The 19,363-nt window shown below is 31.6% G+C and carries 18 protein-coding genes; all 18 read right to left on the bottom strand.

All coding sequences use genetic code 11. The annotated features are described in order from the left end of the window. Positions 1–239: 239 nt before the first annotated feature. Positions 240–1,532, bottom strand: coding sequence for an asparagine--tRNA ligase (asnS, locus tag IDG65_RS01455; protein WP_000858795.1), 1,293 nt, complete (start codon positions 1,530–1,532; stop codon positions 240–242). Between the two features lie 321 nt (positions 1,533–1,853). After that, on the bottom strand, positions 1,854–4,547 hold the full coding sequence (locus tag IDG65_RS01450) for an ATP-dependent DNA helicase DinG (protein ID WP_000525063.1): 2,694 nt from the start codon (positions 4,545–4,547) through the stop codon (positions 1,854–1,856). A gap of 23 nt (positions 4,548–4,570) precedes the next feature. Further along, the gene (locus IDG65_RS01445) at positions 4,571–5,542 is read right to left on the bottom strand and encodes a biotin--[acetyl-CoA-carboxylase] ligase (protein WP_000049913.1); all 972 of its coding nucleotides are present in this window, start codon (positions 5,540–5,542) and stop codon (positions 4,571–4,573) included. Further along, entirely contained in the window at positions 5,529–6,731 is a 1,203-nt protein-coding gene (locus tag IDG65_RS01440; protein ID WP_000361546.1) for a CCA tRNA nucleotidyltransferase, read from the bottom strand. The genes IDG65_RS01445 and IDG65_RS01440 overlap by 14 nt, the downstream gene beginning before the upstream one ends. A gap of 4 nt (positions 6,732–6,735) precedes the next feature. Next, complete coding sequence (bshA, locus tag IDG65_RS01435) at positions 6,736–7,878, bottom strand: N-acetyl-alpha-D-glucosaminyl L-malate synthase BshA (RefSeq protein ID WP_000690025.1); 1,143 nt, start codon at positions 7,876–7,878, stop codon at positions 6,736–6,738. Positions 7,879–8,115: 237 nt separating this feature from the next. Next, on the bottom strand, positions 8,116–8,433 hold the full coding sequence (locus IDG65_RS01430) for a nucleotide pyrophosphohydrolase (protein ID WP_000839926.1): 318 nt from the start codon (positions 8,431–8,433) through the stop codon (positions 8,116–8,118). A gap of 336 nt (positions 8,434–8,769) precedes the next feature. Beyond that, positions 8,770–9,450: a zinc metallopeptidase gene (locus IDG65_RS01425; RefSeq protein ID WP_001827022.1), complete on the bottom strand. Its 681-nt coding sequence runs from the start codon at positions 9,448–9,450 to the stop codon at positions 8,770–8,772. Positions 9,451–9,521: 71 nt separating this feature from the next. Next, positions 9,522–10,109 (bottom strand): DUF1405 domain-containing protein, encoded by a 588-nt coding sequence (locus IDG65_RS01420; protein WP_000154682.1) that lies wholly within the window; start codon positions 10,107–10,109, stop codon positions 9,522–9,524. Next, positions 10,099–10,674 (bottom strand): YpiB family protein, encoded by a 576-nt coding sequence (locus IDG65_RS01415; protein WP_000005212.1) that lies wholly within the window; start codon positions 10,672–10,674, stop codon positions 10,099–10,101. Before IDG65_RS01415 ends, IDG65_RS01420 begins: the two co-directional genes overlap by 11 nt. 13 nt (positions 10,675–10,687) lie before the next feature. Then, complete coding sequence (locus tag IDG65_RS01410) at positions 10,688–11,932, bottom strand: tetratricopeptide repeat protein (RefSeq protein ID WP_000389524.1); 1,245 nt, start codon at positions 11,930–11,932, stop codon at positions 10,688–10,690. A gap of 6 nt (positions 11,933–11,938) precedes the next feature. Next, positions 11,939–13,237 (bottom strand): 3-phosphoshikimate 1-carboxyvinyltransferase, encoded by a 1,299-nt coding sequence (gene aroA, locus IDG65_RS01405; RefSeq protein WP_000245908.1) that lies wholly within the window; start codon positions 13,235–13,237, stop codon positions 11,939–11,941. A 9-nt stretch (positions 13,238–13,246) separates the two neighbouring features. After that, on the bottom strand, positions 13,247–14,311 hold the full coding sequence (gene aroB / locus IDG65_RS01400) for a 3-dehydroquinate synthase (protein ID WP_000776316.1): 1,065 nt from the start codon (positions 14,309–14,311) through the stop codon (positions 13,247–13,249). Positions 14,312–14,336: 25 nt separating this feature from the next. Next, on the bottom strand, positions 14,337–15,503 hold the full coding sequence (gene aroC / locus IDG65_RS01395) for a chorismate synthase (RefSeq protein ID WP_206174015.1): 1,167 nt from the start codon (positions 15,501–15,503) through the stop codon (positions 14,337–14,339). Positions 15,504–15,889: 386 nt separating this feature from the next. Next, positions 15,890–16,090: a hypothetical protein gene (locus tag IDG65_RS01390; protein WP_000789525.1), complete on the bottom strand. Its 201-nt coding sequence runs from the start codon at positions 16,088–16,090 to the stop codon at positions 15,890–15,892. Between the two features lie 209 nt (positions 16,091–16,299). Next, on the bottom strand, positions 16,300–16,749 hold the full coding sequence (gene ndk / locus IDG65_RS01385; protein WP_052997609.1) for a nucleoside-diphosphate kinase: 450 nt from the start codon (positions 16,747–16,749) through the stop codon (positions 16,300–16,302). A 91-nt stretch (positions 16,750–16,840) separates the two neighbouring features. Continuing rightward, positions 16,841–17,800 (bottom strand): polyprenyl synthetase family protein, encoded by a 960-nt coding sequence (locus IDG65_RS01380; RefSeq protein WP_001096484.1) that lies wholly within the window; start codon positions 17,798–17,800, stop codon positions 16,841–16,843. A gap of 1 nt (position 17,801) precedes the next feature. After that, positions 17,802–18,527 (bottom strand): demethylmenaquinone methyltransferase, encoded by a 726-nt coding sequence (locus tag IDG65_RS01375; protein ID WP_000774684.1) that lies wholly within the window; start codon positions 18,525–18,527, stop codon positions 17,802–17,804. Between the two features lie 2 nt (positions 18,528–18,529). Continuing rightward, positions 18,530–19,102 (bottom strand): heptaprenyl diphosphate synthase component 1, encoded by a 573-nt coding sequence (locus tag IDG65_RS01370; protein ID WP_000450555.1) that lies wholly within the window; start codon positions 19,100–19,102, stop codon positions 18,530–18,532. Positions 19,103–19,363: the final 261 nt, after the last annotated feature.

Below are 19,363 nucleotides of genomic sequence, written 5' to 3'. Positions count from 1 at the left end.
AGTAGCAAACAAATTTTAAATAACAGTATTTTTTAAAACTAGATTTTAACAATGAACTTTATGGATAATCAGATGAACTATTTATTTTCCAAATATAGTTACTAAACAAAAGTTTGTTCATGATTAATATAAGCCGTTATCAATCTTCATTTTCCAAGCATAAATCGCCCAGCTATTAATATAGGCTGGACGATTCTTTTTATTATCATAATATAAATATTAAGTAACGATCCTAAAACTTATGGATATAAACGGTTTAATAATCTTGGGAATGGCGCAGTTTCACGAACGTGTTCAACACCAGAAATCCATGCTACTGTACGCTCTAAACCTAAACCAAATCCACAGTGTGGCACACTACCATAACGACGTAAGTCTAAGTAGTAACTATATGCTTCTTCGTCTAATCCATGTTCTTTAACGCGTTGTTCTAACAATTCTAAGTCATCCACACGTTCAGATCCACCTATAATTTCACCGTATCCTTCAGGTGCAATTAAGTCTGCACATAATACAGTTTCTTCATTTTCAGGATTTGGTTGCATATAGAAAGGCTTAATTTTAGTTGGATAATTAGTAATAAACACCGGTAAATCATAATGATTAGCAATGGCTGTTTCATGTGGCGCACCAAAATCTTCGCCCCATTCAATATCATCAAAGCCTTCTGCTTTTAAGAATTCAATTGCATCATCATATGAAATTCTAGGGAATGGTGTCGCAACTTTTTCAAGTTTTGATGTATCACGCTCTAACATTTTCAACTCTAGTTTACAATTTTCTAAAACTGATTTTACAACATGTGTTACATATTGTTCTTGAATTTCTAAACTTTCAGCATGATTTGTGAAAGCCATTTCCCCTTCAATCATCCAGAACTCGATCAAGTGTCTACGTGTTTTTGATTTTTCAGCTCTGAAAGTTGGACCAAATGAAAATACTTTTCCGTGTGCCATAGCTGCAGCTTCTAAGTATAACTGACCACTTTGAGATAAAAACGCATCTTGATCAAAGTATTTAGTATGGAATAATTCACTTGTACCTTCTGGCGCACTTGCTGTCAAAATTGGTGGATCAACCTTTGTAAATCCATCTTTGTTGAAAAATTCATACGTTGCACGAATAACTTCATTTCTAATTTTCATTACAGCATGTTGTTTTTTAGAACGTAACCATAAATGACGGTGATCCATTAAGAATTCTGTACCATGATTTTTAGGTGTAATCGGATAGTCATGCGCTTCTGAAATAACTTCAATTGATTTCACTTGCATTTCGTATCCTAAGTCAGAACGATTATCTTCTGTAATTGTGCCTGTAACATATAGAGATGATTCTTGAGTAATTTCTTTCGCAAGTTTGAATACCTCTTCATCAACTTCTGATTTAACTACTACGCCTTGCATAAAGCCTGTTCCATCACGTAATTGTAAAAAGGCGATTTTACCACTTGAACGTTTATTTGTTAGCCAAGCACCAATTGTAACGTCTTGGTTTAAATGATCTTTCGCTTGTTTAATCGTTGTTTTCATAACCATTCTCCTATTTATTTTTTCGTTATACAATACTCATTCATTTTAACAAAATCCGCTTTCAAGTTCTAGAACTAGACTAAAAGATAACGTGTAAATGGTAATGATTTAAGCACAGATTTGAACATTAATTTATATTAAGACAATACAATCATCAGTTTCAGACAAAATATATAATAAATCCTCAATATTATTAGTATGAAGGTCGTTTTTTGTGCTAACATTCAAGTTTAATTATAAAACTCAAATTTTGACGACCAAACAAAAATTCTTGTAACAGAACATAGCACATGTCATGTCACAAGAATTTTACTTTGTATTTCACTTTTTCTTTTTTTGAATTTGTCTTAATAATTTTCCAAACTGTTGAATGTCGCCTTTTTTCTGACGATAATTTTCAAGTGTTTGTTCAAAAAAGTTTTTATAATTACTGTTTATGAGTCGATCATCAAATGAAACTATTATGCCGCGATCATTTTCATTTCTAATTAATCTTCCAAGTCCTTGTCTAAAACGTGTAACTGCATCAGGTAATACATATTCCTTGAAAGTTGAAGTGAATTCAGAATCCATAAGCCAATATTTTGCATTATGCTTGTTCATAAACGGTAACTTCGCTATCATCACACATTTAATACCATTTGCTTGAAAATCAAAACCTTCAAAAAATGTTGACGTACCAAGCAGTATGGCCTTATCAAAATTATTAAACTGTTGTACTATTTTATAATTTTGGTTCTGCTGTTGTGTTAATACAACATAATCTTCAAATTCTGGCAATTCATTTAGCATATCTTGTACCATATGCATCATTTTATAACTCGTAAATAAGACTAAACATTTTGATGACGTTATAGTCGTATATTCAATAATATAGCTTACAATCGATGCTACATACTCATCTATATTTTTATATTGATAAGATGCTACATCACTCGGTATAAATACACTTGTATTTTTTGCACTTTGTAACGACGTGTTAACTTCAAATGTATTAAAGTGAACATCTTTGTTGAATAACTGTTTAAAAGCTTCAAACGAATGATTAAATTTTAAAGTACCAGATATAAAAATGAGTGATTTAAATTTTTCCAATACTTGTTTCGTTAATACATCTTTTACAGCGTAATCTTTCACATATAAACGTATTGTTGATTTTTGAGATAAATTTTTAATTGAAATGAAACTAGTATGTCCAGCTTTTAAACTTTGTTCGATATTTTTAAATTTATCTTTTAAATACAACAACTGTTTCCGTAATGATTTAACTGTTTTATGACTAATGCCATTGAATATTTCTAGCGTTTTATTTAACTTATCGATAATCGCATGTAAATCCTTCAAAATGTCTTTTGTTTCAAAAGTAAATACATTATGGAAGCGATGAATATCATCATCATAAACATCAGAATCATTGATAATCGTAAATATCGTTGAAAACAATTGCTCATTTAACTCATGAATCTCATTCATACTAGCCTTCAAGCCAAAAATATCAATTGGTGCAATATCTAACTTTTCCAAAATTCGCTGCTTTTCCAGTTGATCAATTGCCTTTAACAATTTTTCATTTTCGTTTTTACCAATCAAACCAAGCTGATATTTAATATCAGCATAACTCAACTCATTTGTCACTTGATTTAAGGCATAGTCTGGTAAGCGATGTGCTTCATCCACTATACAATCATCAAACAATTGATATATTGAATTTTCAACATCAGAATGAATTAAATGTGCATGATTTGTAATACCAATTTGAATGTTCTGTGCATTTCGCTTAATAAAATTATAATAATGGACATCGTGACGTGCCGGTACATATGTTTCAATTTTCTGGTCAAAATACATCTTTTGACCACCTTTTAAATTTAATTCCTGTATATCTCCGGACGGCGTCTCTGTAATCCAAATCAGCAATTGCATTTTCAAGATATTCACTTCGTAGTTACTTGTGTCATCTTTTAAAATTTGACTAATAAGCCCCAATGAAATGTAATCACTTTTACTTTTAATCAATAGTGCATTAATTTTAAAATTTAACGCTTCATTCATTGCTGGAATATCTTTTTCTAACAATTGACTTTGCAGTAATTTGGTATTGGTAGAAATCATAACATGCTTTCCAGTTTCAATATTATACATCAAGGCCGCAAGTAAATATGCTAATGATTTACCACTGCCTAGTGATGCTTCAATCATTGCTTTTTCACTATGCATGAGCTGATCTAATATAGTTTCCGCTAAATATAATTGCTGCGGTCGATATGTTAAGCCAAGTTGATCTACAGCTTTGCTATATAAAGACTTCAAGCTGCCATTATAATTTGTTGTCGGCTTTTTAAAATCAACTTGCTTACGATAGATAATCTGTTCGAACTTTTCGTACGATTTATCCAATGGCTTTGCATCATATTGCCTAACCATCTCAAAGAAAATATCATACAAATCGTATTTCAACTGTTTACTTAAATAATATAATTGCTTTAAAGTATCTAACGGTAACTTTTCAAATTTTTCAAAAGCTAATATCATCAATTTAGCAGTAGTAGCGGCATCCTCGTCAGCTCGATGGGCATTTGCTAAGTTAATACCATGTGCTTCTGCTAATTCACTTAATTGATAACTTTTATCTGTAGGAAAAGCTATTTTAAAGATTTCTAGTGTATCTATAACTTTTTTGGGACGATATTGAATATTACAATCTTTAAATGCCTTTTTAATAAAATTTAAATCAAAATCTACATTATGAGCGACAAAAATGCAATCTTTTATCTTATCGTAGATTTCTTGTGCAACTTGATTAAAATATGGCGCTTGTTGTAGCATATTTTCTTCAATGGATGTTAACGCTTGAATGAATGGCGGAATCTCTAAATTTGTTCTAATCATAGAATGATATGTATCAATAATTTGGTTATTGCGCACAAACGTTATACCAATTTGAATGATATCGTCAAAATCTAATTGGTTGCCTGTTGTTTCCAAATCCACAACGGCATAGGTTGCCATACCCATAGCTATCTCTCCTTGCTTTAGTGTTAAAAATCTATATCTGCACTAATTAAACGGTGTGATTCACCCGCTTCATCTCTAACAATTAGATAGCCATCGTAATCTAAATCAATTGCTTGTCCTTTAAACTGTTTATCATTTTCTGTAAATAGCAACGTTCTATTCCAAATATTAGAAGCTGCAATATATTCTTCACGAATTTCAGAAAAAGGTAACGTTAAAAATTGATTATATCTTTTTTCAATTTCTTGAAGTAATCTCTCTAAAAATTGATATCTATCTAATTTATTTTTATCATTTAATTGTATACTTGTTGCTCTATGTCTAATACTTTCATCAAAGTCATCTAGTTGTTGCGTCAAATTAATACCTATACCACATATTATTGCTTCTATACCATCATTATTAGCAACCATTTCAGTTAAGAAACCACACACTTTACCATTATCAATATATATATCATTCGGCCATTTCACTTTGACTTCATCTTGACTAAAATGTTGAATCGCATCTCTTATCCCTAATGCAATAAATAAATTAAATTTAGATATCATTGAGAATGCAACGTTAGGTCTTAACACGACAGACATCCAAAGTCCTTGCCCTTTTGAAGAACTCCAATGTCTATTAAATCGCCCACGACCTTTCGTTTGTTCATCACTCAAGATAAAAAATGAAGATTGATTTCCAACAAGTGACTTTTTCGCAGCAAGTTGTGTAGAATCTATTGAATCGTATACTTCACTAAAATCAAACAAAGCAGAACTTTTTGTATATTGGTCTATTATACCTTGATACCAAATATCTGGGAGCTGTTGTAATAAATGCCCTTTATGATTTACTGAATCTATTTTACATCCCTCTAATTTTAATTGGTCAATCACTTTTTTTACTGCAGTGCGCGATATATTAAGTGATTCCGCAATGCTTTGTCCAGATATATAATTCGGTTTATTTTTATAGAGTAATTGAAGTACATCTTGACTATATTTTGACATGATTATCCACCCATTTCAAAATTTCAGTTTCTTCGTTGCTTACTTTACCTGTTACAATCGCTATCTCAATTTGTCTTAGCACATCTTTTAACCATGGACCACTTTTGGCATTTAAATGTGCCATAAGTACACCGCCATTAACCATCATGTCTTTTCTATTATGCATAGGTAAACGATGTAATGTTTCATCAATCGTTTGAAGGTTAACGATTAATGGTTCATGTCCTTGAATATCATTTGCCTTTAACACGTCTGCTGCAACCATTACATTTTTAATGAGATTCGTATCATAATCATAAACAAACATTTTTAATTGTTCTTTTGTAATAATACTTGGTAATGCATTCATAATTTGAATATATTGATTGATATCTTTTACTTGTCGGTTACTTAGCTTTAAAGGCTTCAATGAGTAATTAATATCAAATTTAACTGATGCTATAGCAATCAATAATTCTAAATCAATTGCTTCAGTCACATTAATTTGATTCATATCAAGATGTTCGAAATATGGCATATAATTAAATGCTTTCAGCGATTTTAAATGATTAAAACTCTCTTCAACATTAATACCTCGCATTAATTTAGTTAGTTCAATCACTATACGCTCAATTGATAAAAATTTAATATCTGCCATTTGTGTACGCATCGCTTCGAATGTTTCCGTTGCAATATCAAATGATAATTGTGACTGGAATCTTAAACATCGAATCATACGTAAAGCATCTTCTTGGAATCGTTCCTCAGCTATACCTACAGTTCTTATTATTCGATTATTAATATCTTGTTGACCATCAAAATAATCATACAATTTGTATGCTGTATCCATTGCTATCGCATTCATCGTGAAATCTCTTCGTTGCAAATCTTCGTATAAATCACGAACAAATGTAACACCACTTGGTCTACGGTGATCGACATAATCTTCTTCAGCCCGGAATGTTGTCACTTCATAATTTTCATCATTAAAAACTACATTTATCGTGCCATGTTCTTTACCTACAGGTATCGTATGACTAAAGATTGATTCTATTTCATCCGGCGTTGCACTTGTTGTGATATCTATATCATGAATATTTCTTCCCATGACATAATCTCTTACAGAGCCACCTACATAATATGCTTCAAAACCATTGTCTTGAATTTGTTCTAATATAGGCCTTGCCTGTTCAAATAATGATTTATCCATATTATTACTCGCCTTTACTTTTGTTATGTTCATTTAGCATTTTTTGATAATAATACTCATATTGATCTGTAATGAGTTCTGATCCAAAACGTTCAGCAATATCTGCTAGCATGTTTTTCTGAAGTTTGTTGTATAACGCCTTATCTTCAAGTAATCGGATAGCATAGTCACTCGCTGAATCACAATCACCCACATCTACAACAAATCCAGTTTCACCATGTTTAATAACCTCTTTAATTCCACCGGCATTTGAACCAATTGGAACGACGCCTGTTTTCATAGCCTCAAGTAAAGTTAGTCCAAAGCTTTCTTTTTCACTTAATAATAATACTAAGTCAGATAATTGATAAAATTCACTTACGCAATCTTGCTTCCCTAAAAATAAAACATCCTCTTCTACGTTTAACTCTTTCGTCAATTGACGCATTGGCACTAATTCAGGACCATCTCCAAGTAAAATTAATTTACTAGGTATCTTTTCACGTACTTTTGCAAATGTTTCTATAATAGTATCTATGCGTTTTACTTGTCTAAAATTCGATACATGTATTAACACTTTTTCATCTGGTGCTATACCAAATTGTGATTTTAGTGCTGTGTTATGTTTAGTTGGAAACTCATTTTCACGTACAAAATTATAAATCGGTATAATTTCTTTGTTAGTTTCGATAATTTCATGTGTTTCTTGCGCTAAAGATTTACTCACACTTGTCACAATATCACTTTTTTCAATGCCAAATTTAATTGCACCTTGGAGTGAATGATCATAGCCCAAAACAGTAATATCAGTACCGTGTAGCGTTGTCATAATTTTTATATCTTTACCTGACATCTCACGAGCTAAAATACCACAAATTGCATGAGGTACAGCATAGTGCATATGCAACAAATCAAGATCATATTCTTTAATAACTTCAGCGATTTTAGTACTTAACGTAATATCATACGGTGGATATTGAAATACTGCATATTGATTCACTTCAACTTGATGAAAAATCATATTCGGTAATGGTTTTCTTATTCTAAACGGGATATTTGAAGTGATAAAATGTACTTCGTGACCTCGCTCTGCTAATTTAATTCCTAATTCTGTGGCAATAATTCCAGAACCACCCATGGACGGGTAACATGTTATACCTATCTTCATTCGCTTGCCCATCCTTTCTTTCTATTTCTATTATTCTCGATGCGTAGATAATTGTTTAAATTTAAGTTTATAGTAATGTTGAGTTTATAATTTCAAATATCTAAAAAACAGGTGTTGTATATATAATCATTCATCTAGTTATACTTACTTTAAAAATAATATGATTTCATGCGATGCAATTCATTGATGGATGTTTTTAATCTTAATCAAATCCAAATAAAGCATATATTTTTATATTCACTTTCTTTCGAATCGATTTTTATCTCTTGTATTAAACTTTTCCATAGTTTCATTAAAGCTCTCTGTCATATCTATTCCCATTGAATTCGCTAAACATAACAACACAAATAAATTATCACCTAATTCTGCTTTAATCGTATTTGCTTCCTCTGAATCTTTCTTCTTTTTTTCACCATAGGTATGATTTATTTCACGTGCAAGTTCGCCCACTTCTTCAGTCAATCTAGCTAAGTTAGCTAATGGTGAAAAATATCCTGTTTTAAATTGTCCAATATATTCATCAACTTCACGTTGCATTTCTACCATTGATTTCATTTCTACGTTCTCCTTATATTGCATTTCTAATATAGTATATATCAATTTGAAGTCTCATGCATGTTTAGTGCAATCTACTGACTCTAGCTAAACTAGATGACAAGTTGTTTATTTTAGAAGTTTAATAATTCAGTTTATATAAATGTAATGCATTCCTAACTAAATTAAATCAATTGAAATTGGGATTATAACTTTATGATACGTACTACTACAATAAAATAATATAGTGAATAATCTACCATGAGAAAAATAAGCACAAAAAAACTAGCAACCACACAAAAATGTGATTAGCTAGTTAATAAGTGTCTAATTTAAGTTAATTGTTAATCTATAAGATTAATCACTTGAACGCGCAATCAAAATAATACGTACAAGCTCTGCTACAGCGACAGCAGTTGCTGCAACATAAGTCATTGCTGCTGCAGATAATACTTTACGCGCATGCTTGTATTCTTTTTCATTTACAATGTTCAATGCCGTAATTTGTTTCATCGCTCTTGAACTCGCATCAAACTCAACTGGTAACGTAACAATTGAGAATAATACCGCTAATGACATTAAACCAGCACCAATCCATAAAGCAGTTGAACCAAATGCACTACCTATCGCTGTTAAGATAATACCTAACATGATGATCATATAACTTAATGAACTCCCTAGGTTTGCAACAGGTACTAATGCTGCTCTGAATCTTAAGAACCAATATCCTTGGTGATCTTGAATGGCATGACCAACTTCGTGGGCTGCAATTGCAGTTCCAGCAACTGATGGTCTGTCATAGTTTGCAGGAGATAGTGAAACAACTTTCTTTTTAGGATCGTAATGATCTGTTAAGAATCCTTCACCTTTAACAACTTCGACATCATAAATACCGTTTGCATGTAAAATTTCTAATGCAACTTCACGACCCGTTTTACCACTAGTTGATCTAACTTGTGAATATTTCTCATAGTTAGATTTAACTTTGTGTTGTGCCCATAAAGGAAGCACCATTAATATTACGAAATAAATTATCATAGTAAAAATTGAAGACAATAAACTCACTCTCCTTTATAAATATTTTACTGTCATTTGCCGTTTTTATCAAATCATTTACACTTTAATAATTTGTTTAATTCAATATAAAGCAAAAGTCCAAAAACACTTAGACAACATGATAATACACCAATTTGCCACACATGTGTAGTTATAAAATCATAATATGGAAATTGAAGGTGAAAATAGTCAATATAATCATTCAAAAATACCCAAATCATCGCTACACTGATTCCAATCATAGAACGTTTAAACCTAGGATAGAAGTAAATTGCCTGAACAGCCATTATACTGTGGGAAAACATTAATACCAAACCATTTACTGTAATATCACCTTGTTCAATAATAAATAATATATTCATTATAACTGCCCAAATCCCATATTTGAATAATGTTACAAATGCCAGTGCATCGATAATACTATTTTGTTTTTGAATTAATATCAATGAGATAGAAATAACTAAGTATAATATTGCAGTTGGGCTATCTGGAACAAAAATCTTAAAATGCCACGGCGTATGACTTAATTGTTCACCATACCATATATAACCATAAATCATCCCTAATATATTACAAATGAGTAGCATCATTAACCAAGAACGTTGATAAAGTGTATATTGCCAAAATGTATTAATCGTCATCTGCTAAGTCCTCAAATTGATTATGTTTATTTACTAGCTTGAGTGTATTTAAAATTTGCGTTAGTTGATAAAAACGTTGCTTTTCATTCATCTGTAAACTTAAATCAATATTGTGTAACAAGTAATCTATTAATAACGCATGTTTATGCCGATCTATAGCCATACTATTTAAGTCATGAAGATAAGTTTGATAACTGGGCGATTCCGTTAGTTGAGCAACTATTAAATCATCTAGCCTTTGCTCACGCTTTGACACGTTTGCGAAGTGAATTTGAATATCAAAAGCACAGTTATGATTAGCGATATAATCAAATATTTCATTTGTATTCATTAACTTTATATTACGCTTAGTAAATTGAATTGCAGAAGCGTGACTTCCCACTTCTGCAATTTCTAATGTTTCATGATGATTAATTTTTGTATCTACAAAATGAATGTTTGCCAATTTCGCCTCATTCACTTTTATATAGTTAAGCACCCAAACTGCAATACGCGACTTAAATCGATATTGAAAAAGTAAATATTCAATAAAACTTTCTTTAATTTGATTGAGTGTCTCTGACATCAAATACCCCATTTTAAGATTGCAATCTTGATAATTCGTCATGCCAATTTTCGTTACTTGGCTCTAGTTCCAACAATTGATTTAAAATAGTAATTGCTTGTTCCTTTTGACCAATTTCAATTAAATAGAAATAATAATCACTCATAAAATCAATATTTGTTTTCATCGTTGGATATGCTAATTCAAAGAAATGTTGAGCTTCTTTATCTCGCTCTTCTTGACCATAGGCGAACGCTAAATGCCACATGAATGTAGGATCCAAATCTTCTTCATCTACATATGTTAATAATTCAATGATTGCTTCATAATCTTCTTCATTACGATATAAATCGCTTAAAATCAATAAAGGTTCTTGGTAAGCATTATCAACCTCTAATGCTTGTTTTAACAATAATACACCTTCATTAGCATCGCCGTGTTCTATTTCCAAACATCCAGTTGTATACATTAACTCTTTATAAAATTGACTTAGTCGTAATCCTTCTTTACCCGTTTCAATAGCATCTGGATAATTTTTTTCATTTTCATATAATGATTGTAAATACAAGTAGCCTTGAATATAATCAGGATCTTTAGAAAGTAATGTAGTCATTATTTTAATTGCTTCTTGAGTGATGTCATTTTTATCGTAAGAAATGGCTTTTTTGAGATAATCTTCTGAAGTCATTTCATCTTCATTAATTTCATCGTATAAGCGAATCGCATCACTATAGTTACCACTTTGTAAACTACAATCTGCCATACGAGAGAATAAGTTTACACCATTAACTTGATATTCACCAGTTTCTAAAACGGTTTCGTATTCAGAGGTAGCACGTAAATATTGACCATCATAATATAACATTTCAGCCAATGCAAAATGGATTATTGGATCATTTGGCTCTAGTTCAAGTGCTTCTTGTAATTTATCAATAGCAACTTCCATCATATTAATTTGTTGATATAAATCTGCTTCTAACATCAACTTTTCAGGTGATGGTTCAACATAACTTAAATATTCTAACGCTTCGTCAGTTTGATTTTCAGACATTAAACCTTCAATAAAATAAATCAGCAATTCACTTTCGTCTGGATATTTGTGATATAACACGCGGAATACTTCCAAACCTTGTGGCATTAATCCAAAATTGTAAAGTGTCTCTCCTAGAATAAATAATGCGTCATCGTTGTCAGTAGTTATTGCTTCATTAACACGAGAGTCTAAATTTTCTAGTTTTTGTAGATTGATATCGTCTATTAATTTATAGATATCTTCCATTTTATATTATCCCTCATTTTCTAAAAGCTTTAGTTTTGGTAAAAATCCTGGAAATGATACATTTACGGCATCAAATTGTTTGATTTTGACTGGCTCGCTTGAAAGTAGAGAAGCAACTGCAAGCATCATTCCTATTCGATGATCAGTTAAACTATCAACTGTTGCATTTGTTTTAAATTCTGACGGATGAATAATCAATCCATCATTAGTTGGTTGTAATTCAAACCCTAACAAGTTTAACATATCAGCCGTTGTATCAATTCTATTTGTTTCTTTTACTTTTAATTCCTCGGCATCTTTAATTGTACTCGTGCCAACTGCTTGTGTACAAAGTAATGCTATTACAGGCAGTTCATCAATTGCTTTTGGCACTAATTCTCCTTCGATTGTTATTGGTTGAAGCATTGGTGTGTATTGTATACGAATAGAAGCAGTAGGTTCAGCACCAGTTGTTTGATTGAAAAGTTGAATATTACCGCCCATTTTTTCAACAATATCAATAATACCTGAACGTGTTGGATTGATTCCAACATTATGAATTGTTACATCACTTCCTGGTGTGATAAGTGCTGCAACAATAAAGAACGCTGCAGATGAAATATCGCCAGGAACATGAAAATCTGCAGGTTTAATGTATCGAATTGCTTCAGGGGTTGTAGTAATTGATAACCCTTCTGCTTCAATTGGAATATTAAAATGTCTGAACATCGTCTCAGTATGATTTCGACTTACATCTAATTCTTTAATGATGGTCGGTTCCTTAGAAAATAGACTTGCGAATAAGATGGCACTTTTCACTTGTGCACTTGCCACTTCCATCTTGTAATTAATACCTTTAATTACAGACGGTTTAATGATTAATGGGGTGTAATTGTCTTCAATTCCTTCAATATTTGCATTCATACTTTTTAACGGTCTTAAAACACGATCCATCGGCCTTTTACCTATGGAAACATCTCCAGACAAGACACTTTCAATACCTAAACCACTTAACAAACCTGCCAATAATCGTGTTGTCGTACCAGAATTACCTGTATACAATACTTGATGTGGCGTGTTAAAAGATTGATATCCTGGGGAAGTCACAACTAATTTTTCATCATCTTCTTTGATTTCTACACCTAACAGTCGGAAAATGTCCATCGTACGACGACAATCTTCGCCAAGTAGTGGCTTATATATAGTAGATACACCTTCAGCTAGCGACGCCAACATGATTGCACGGTGTGTCATTGATTTATCGCCCGGCACTTCTATTTCGCCCTTTAACGGACCTGAAATATCAATGATTTGTTCATTTACCATTTCATTCACCTACTTAAAATATGTTTTTAATTGTTCACATGCATGTTGTAATGTTAGTTGATCAACATGTTGTACAACGATATCTCCAAAATGTTTAATCAAGACCATTTGTACACCTTGCTTATCATTCTTTTTATCACTTAGCATGTATTGATATATCGTTTCGAAATCTATGTCGGTTATTGTTTCTAAAGGATAACCTAATTTCGTTAAATAATTAATATAATGTTGGATATCGTGATTAGAATTGAACAATATATTCGCAACAATAAATTGATATATTATGCCTATCATTACGGCATGACCGTGTGCAATTTTGTGGTTATACTCCACGGCATGACCAAATGTATGTCCTAAATTTAAATACTTTCGAACACCTTGCTCTTTTTCATCAGCAACAACGATATTTAATTTTGTTTCAATGCCTTTAGTTATATATTTATCAATTCCATTTAATGATTGTAATGACGCTCGATCTTTAAAATGTTGCTCGATGTCATGTGTAGCAGATTTACCATTTAATAAGGCATGCTTATATACTTCCGCATAGCCACTCAATATTTCATCAAATGGCAAAGTATTTAAAAAGTCTAAGTCATAAATTACAGCATCTGGACGATAAAATGCACCGATAAGGTTTTTACCTTGCTTTGAGTTAATACCCACTTTACCGCCAACGCTAGAATCATGCGCTAGTATAGTCGTTGGCACTTGTATAAAGTGAACACCTCGTAAAAGTGTCGCCGCAATAAATCCTGCAAAATCTCCTGTCGCACCACCACCAACAGCTATAATCGCTGTATTACGCGTTACATGATGTGACAAAATGTATTCTAATGTTTCTTGATATTGCTCAAATGTTTTCGTCTTTTCACCAGCTGGAATAATAACTTTATGTACATTTCCAAAAGATAAAATATCATTAAATTTATCAGCAAAATATTGATTTACATGCTCGTCAATTAATATAAAACTTTGATCAAACTGATCAATATACGTGCTAATATGGTCAATTGCACCATGTTCAACAAATATTGGATAATTGTTTGAAGGATAGGTTGTTTGTAATTTCATGATCACACCTCAATTGTTCTTGTTGTTAAAACTCAATATTTAATTGTCTGCGCTCAATAATTTGTTGTTTAAGTTGCTCAATATGATTTGATTGGAATTCTTCCAATAATGCTTTCGCAATTTCAAATGCTACGACATGTTCGCAGACGATACTTGCTGCAGGAACAGCACAACTATCAGAACGTTCAATTGTTGCCTTAAAGTCTTCTTTAGTATTTATATCAACTGAATTTAATGGTTTATATAACGTAGGAATAGGTTTCATTACACCATTAACGATAATTGGCATTCCATTTGACATACCGCCTTCTAAACCACCTAAGTGATTTGACCCACGATAATAGCCCAATTCAGTATTGTAGAGAATTTCGTCTTGAATTTCGCTACCAGGCTTTTCAGCTGCTTTAAATCCTTCTCCAAAACTTACACCTTTAAATGCATTAATACTAACGACACCCTGTGCTATTCTTCCATCTAATTTACGATCATAATGTACATAACTACCTACACCAACAGGCATATTTTCAACTACAACTTGAACTACGCCCCCTATTGAATCACCATCGTTTTTCGCTTCATCAATTTTATCGCGCATTGCTTGTGCGATGCCATCATCAATTACACGGACGTCATTTCGATCAAGGTTTGCTTTAAATATTTCTGAATCATAAAAATCTTTATCTTTAATGCCACCTATCTCAACAACACGACTGTATATTTCGATATCTAATTGTTCTAATAAAACTTTGCATAATGCACCGACAGCTACACGTGCTGCTGTTTCTCTGGCAGATGAACGTTCTAATACATTTCGTAAGTCACGATGATTATATTTCATACCGCCAACTAAATCTGCATGTCCCGGTCTTGGCTTCGTAATTGTACGTTTCATATTTTCTCGTTCTTCGTCGCTTATTGGCGCAGCACCCATAATTTTTCGCCAATGTGTAAAATCATCATTAGTAACAACCATTGTAATAGGGCTACCTAATGTATAACCATTTCTCACACCCGAAACAATCTCTACTGTATCTTTCTCAATTTGCATGCGTCGGCCACGACCATAACCACCTTGACGCTTGAACATTTCTTTATTAATATCTTCAACTTTAATTTCTAAATTTGCTGGTATACCTTCGACAATAACTGTTAATTGAGGTCCATGTGATTCTCCTGAAGTTAGATATCTCATACACACTCGCTCCTTTCATACTTCCGCAATAACATTATAATATGTTGTTAATCTTATCACATTCATTGTGGATTCATAAATGTTTGTTTTCAAGCTTAATTAAGAAAATGGATGACATCTCATTTTAAATGTCAGAATTATCTTAATATTAAACGAACTAAAATTAATTATAATATATTCGTCTGTAGAAAAGTATCATGAATTTCTAAACAGTTGCATCATATAATCATTAATTAAAAATGATTAGCCGTTTTAATATAATCGTATCGCAACTTTAGCAAATAATATACTGACTACATTTCTTAATACAAAAGAACGAACTGTTAATTATTAATAAAGTTAATCAGTCCGTTTAAAAAAATTATGATATTAAAAATATACATATGTTAAGCGCTTTCGTTATACTTTGACTTCAAAAATATAATCAATTCTTTTACTAATACATAAAAAATATAAATGAGAGTCAGTATAAAAATAATTTTTGTTATAGGATTAAGTGGTTTATCTAAAAATATAGCACCATATAATAATTCCATTGATTTTAAGAACATTAAAATCCCTAAAATAATTGAAATAATATTCTTCATTCTATCAACCCCTTCTTTTAGTTTAGTTTCATTTGATAAAGAATATTCCTCTCTTTTTAATACGTGTTACCAAAAAAACTATAAAATTTTTCAAGTAATTTACTACAACATAAAAAACGGGCCTTGTTATGTATAATCATAATGACTAACCACATAACAAAACCCTTTCTACCTTTATAAATAAATCGTAAAGGTTTACAGTTTAAATTTTATTCATATAACCATGCATCACGTGGTGAAGCATAGCTAGTAATTTCATTTTCATTAAACCATAGATTAATTTCACGTTCAGCAGACTCTAATGAATTTGAACCGTGAATGATATTTCTACCAACAGTTAAACCTAAATCACCTCTAATTGATCCTGGTGAAGCTTCTGAAGGATTTGTGCTGCCAATAATATGTCTAGATACATTAACTGCATCTTCACCTTCAACTACCATTGCGAACACTGGTGCTGATGTAATAAATGAAATTAAATCATTATAAAATGGTTTACCTTGGTGTTCACCATAATGTGTTTCAGCAAGTTCCATTGGTACTTGCATTAATTTACCACCGACAAGTTTTAGTCCTTTTCTTTCAATTCTTGAAATTACTTCACCAATTAGATTTCTTTGTACTGCATCTGGTTTAATCATTAAAAATGTACGTTCCACTTTATGTATCCCCCTGTGTTTAATAGGTTTATGTATATTACTATTATATATTAACAGGTTGGTAAAGCGCTTTCAATACTTTTCATAAATACTACGTGTTTCTTGAACCCATTTTTTTCGTCAAACTTAAAAGTAGTGATTTCGGATGTCCATCTGGTAACTCAGAAATCAAATCCAAAGCTTTACTTAAATACTTCGAACTTACTGCCTTAGCCTCATCGATGCTGTCAGATTTTCTAATGATTTGGATACATTCTTCAAATTCTTTACGTTCACTATCACGTCGTAATTGCTCAATTTTCACTTTGAATTCTGGATTTTTTCTCATTTCCAATAAAATAGGCAAAGTAATATGACCATTCAACAAATCACTTCCGACCGGCTTACCTAATTTCTTTTCGGTACTTGTGAAGTCTAATACATCATCAATGATTTGGAAGCTCATACCTATATAATGACCAATCATTTTCAATTTTCGTACAGTCTCTTTATCAGATTGAGATGTAATTGCACCAACTTCAGTTGATAATTGAATTAACAGTGCTGTTTTGCGATTGATACGTCGTAAGTAATTGATAATTGTCTGTTGACTGTTAAATTGGTCTTGAAATTGGAAAAGTTCCCCTCTACAAACATCAACTATAGATTCAGATATTAATTGATGTACACGATTATCTTTAACGGCCATTAAGTGTTCAAGTCCTAATGCCAATAAAAAATTCCCAGTTAAAATAGCAGTTGTCTGATCCCATTTCTTTGATATGGTTAACTTGCCTCGACGCTTGTCGCTTTTATCAATAACGTCATCATGAACAAGTGTTGCCATATGAATTAACTCTAATGCGACTGCAACTTGATACGTTTGTTCAGACGTTTGTTCATCTTTGCCAAATTGGCTACTCAGAATTACAAATGCTGGGCGTACTCTTTTACCACCAGAAGATAATAAGTGTAATGATGCCTGTTCTAATACAGAATCTTTACTTTTTATTGCCTTTTCAAGTCGTTGTTCCACTTTCTTAATTTCATTGTTCATGTTTAACTTTGCCACGTTAATCACCTTTGGTATTATCTTTTTCTTTATAGCCAAGGTGCATTGCAGCAACGCCCCCTGTAAAACTACGTACTCTTACATTTATGAAACCCGCTTCTTCAAACATGCGCTTCAACTCTTCTTTTCCAGGAAAATTAAACGTAGATTGCTGTAACCATTCATATTCTTCTTTTGATTTTGCAAATAATTTCCCAAAAATAGGCATAACAAATTTAAAGTATAATGCATACATTTGTTTAAAGACTGGCAAAGTTGGTTGGCTCGTTTCAAGACATACCACCATACCACCTGGTTTAAGTACTCTATTCATTTCTTTTAACGCGACTAAATAGTCTGGCACATTCCTTAATCCAAACCCAATTGTTACATAATCAAAAGAATTGTCTTCAAACGGCAATTCCATTGCATCACCATGAACAAGTTTAACATTTTCCATTGAAGCAGTTTTTTCTTTTCCTACTTCTAACATATTCTCACTAAAGTCAATACCAGTAACTTCACCTGTTGGTCCTACAGCTTTGCTTAATGCGATTGTCCAATCACCAGTACCACAACAAACATCTAATGCTTTCGTCCCTTTTCTAACACCCATGTCTTTCATGACGCGTTTTCTCCATACTTTATGCTGCTCAAAACTAATAATATTATTTAATCTGTCATATTTTTTTGAAATATTTTGAAAAACGCGATGTACTTGCTCTTTATTTGCTTTATTGTCAGCCATGCTTAATTACCTCTACTTTTTAAATAACTTTTTTGGATATCGTGTAAGTAATGCTTTACTTCACTTTGATTATATTTCTTGAAGTATGATGGATAGTAATCAGACATATCTTCAAATAAATAATTATATATTTCCGACTCATCAATATTGATACCGAAATGAGATAACGTAATATATGGGAAAAGTGTTTCAATTTTTACTATTGCTTGAGAAATTTCATAATCATTTAAAGCTTGATGATGTAATGAAGATTTCAATTCATTAATTTCAACAATTGCTTTACTAATTTCATTTTGAAATGATAAATCATTGATTTCTGCTAGTAGCGTATAAAAATGTGCACTAATTAAATCTCCAATCAAAATGGAATGTTTAGACAAATGATTATATGTAATGTCATCAAGGTGTCTCATTGATGTGTCAATTGTGAGGCATGCTACTTTGGCAACATCTGGAATATCATATGAATCAAGTAACTTACCTAACCGATGATTAATATTAATGGATTCATATTCTGATACACCCTTTAATCTTTCTTCTATTTGTCTTTCCAATTTGCTAACAGTTGTTTCCATGTCTACACCTCACGATATTATCACTATTCATATTAACATTATATGTAAGAAATTAAAATCTTTTGAAGCATTAAGATTACTTATCATTTTTAAATTTCAATTTAAACTAACAGTAATTTATGTAGCTTTTGTAATTCTCATAATAACCTTTACTTCATTTACATTATTCATCTTTTTAAATAACGTAAAATACTATAGTAGACATGGTTACCTTTTAAGTAAATTCAACGCTAACAATTAATCTCATTATTCATATGTATA

Source organism: Staphylococcus sp. EG-SA-17, assembly GCF_017151845.1.
Lineage (GTDB): Bacteria > Bacillota > Bacilli > Staphylococcales > Staphylococcaceae > Staphylococcus > Staphylococcus aureus.
This window is presented reverse-complemented; position numbering and strand designations above follow the sequence as displayed.

Bases quoted from the DNA above. Each gene is read 5' to 3' on its own strand.
- asnS (WP_000858795.1), bottom strand. From the start codon at position 1,532: ATGAAAACAACGATTAAACAAGCGAAAGATCATTTAAACCAAGACGTT.
- IDG65_RS01450 (WP_000525063.1), bottom strand. From the start codon at position 4,547: ATGGGTATGGCAACCTATGCCGTTGTGGATTTGGAAACAACAGGCAAC.
- IDG65_RS01445 (WP_000049913.1), bottom strand. From the start codon at position 5,542: ATGTCAAAATATAGTCAAGATGTACTTCAATTACTCTATAAAAATAAA.
- IDG65_RS01440 (WP_000361546.1), bottom strand. From the start codon at position 6,731: ATGGATAAATCATTATTTGAACAGGCAAGGCCTATATTAGAACAAATT.
- bshA (WP_000690025.1), bottom strand. From the start codon at position 7,878: ATGAAGATAGGTATAACATGTTACCCGTCCATGGGTGGTTCTGGAATT.
- IDG65_RS01430 (WP_000839926.1), bottom strand. From the start codon at position 8,433: ATGAAATCAATGGTAGAAATGCAACGTGAAGTTGATGAATATATTGGA.
- IDG65_RS01425 (WP_001827022.1), bottom strand. From the start codon at position 9,450: ATGATAATTTATTTCGTAATATTAATGGTGCTTCCTTTATGGGCACAA.
- IDG65_RS01420 (WP_000154682.1), bottom strand. From the start codon at position 10,109: ATGACGATTAATACATTTTGGCAATATACACTTTATCAACGTTCTTGG.
- IDG65_RS01415 (WP_000005212.1), bottom strand. From the start codon at position 10,674: ATGTCAGAGACACTCAATCAAATTAAAGAAAGTTTTATTGAATATTTA.
- IDG65_RS01410 (WP_000389524.1), bottom strand. From the start codon at position 11,932: ATGGAAGATATCTATAAATTAATAGACGATATCAATCTACAAAAACTA.
- aroA (WP_000245908.1), bottom strand. From the start codon at position 13,237: ATGGTAAATGAACAAATCATTGATATTTCAGGTCCGTTAAAGGGCGAA.
- aroB (WP_000776316.1), bottom strand. From the start codon at position 14,311: ATGAAATTACAAACAACCTATCCTTCAAACAATTATCCAATATTTGTT.
- aroC (WP_206174015.1), bottom strand. From the start codon at position 15,503: ATGAGATATCTAACTTCAGGAGAATCACATGGACCTCAATTAACAGTT.
- IDG65_RS01390 (WP_000789525.1), bottom strand. From the start codon at position 16,090: ATGAAGAATATTATTTCAATTATTTTAGGGATTTTAATGTTCTTAAAA.
- IDG65_RS01375 (WP_000774684.1), bottom strand. From the start codon at position 18,527: ATGGCTGACAATAAAGCAAATAAAGAGCAAGTACATCGCGTTTTTCAA.
- IDG65_RS01370 (WP_000450555.1), bottom strand. From the start codon at position 19,102: ATGGAAACAACTGTTAGCAAATTGGAAAGACAAATAGAAGAAAGATTA.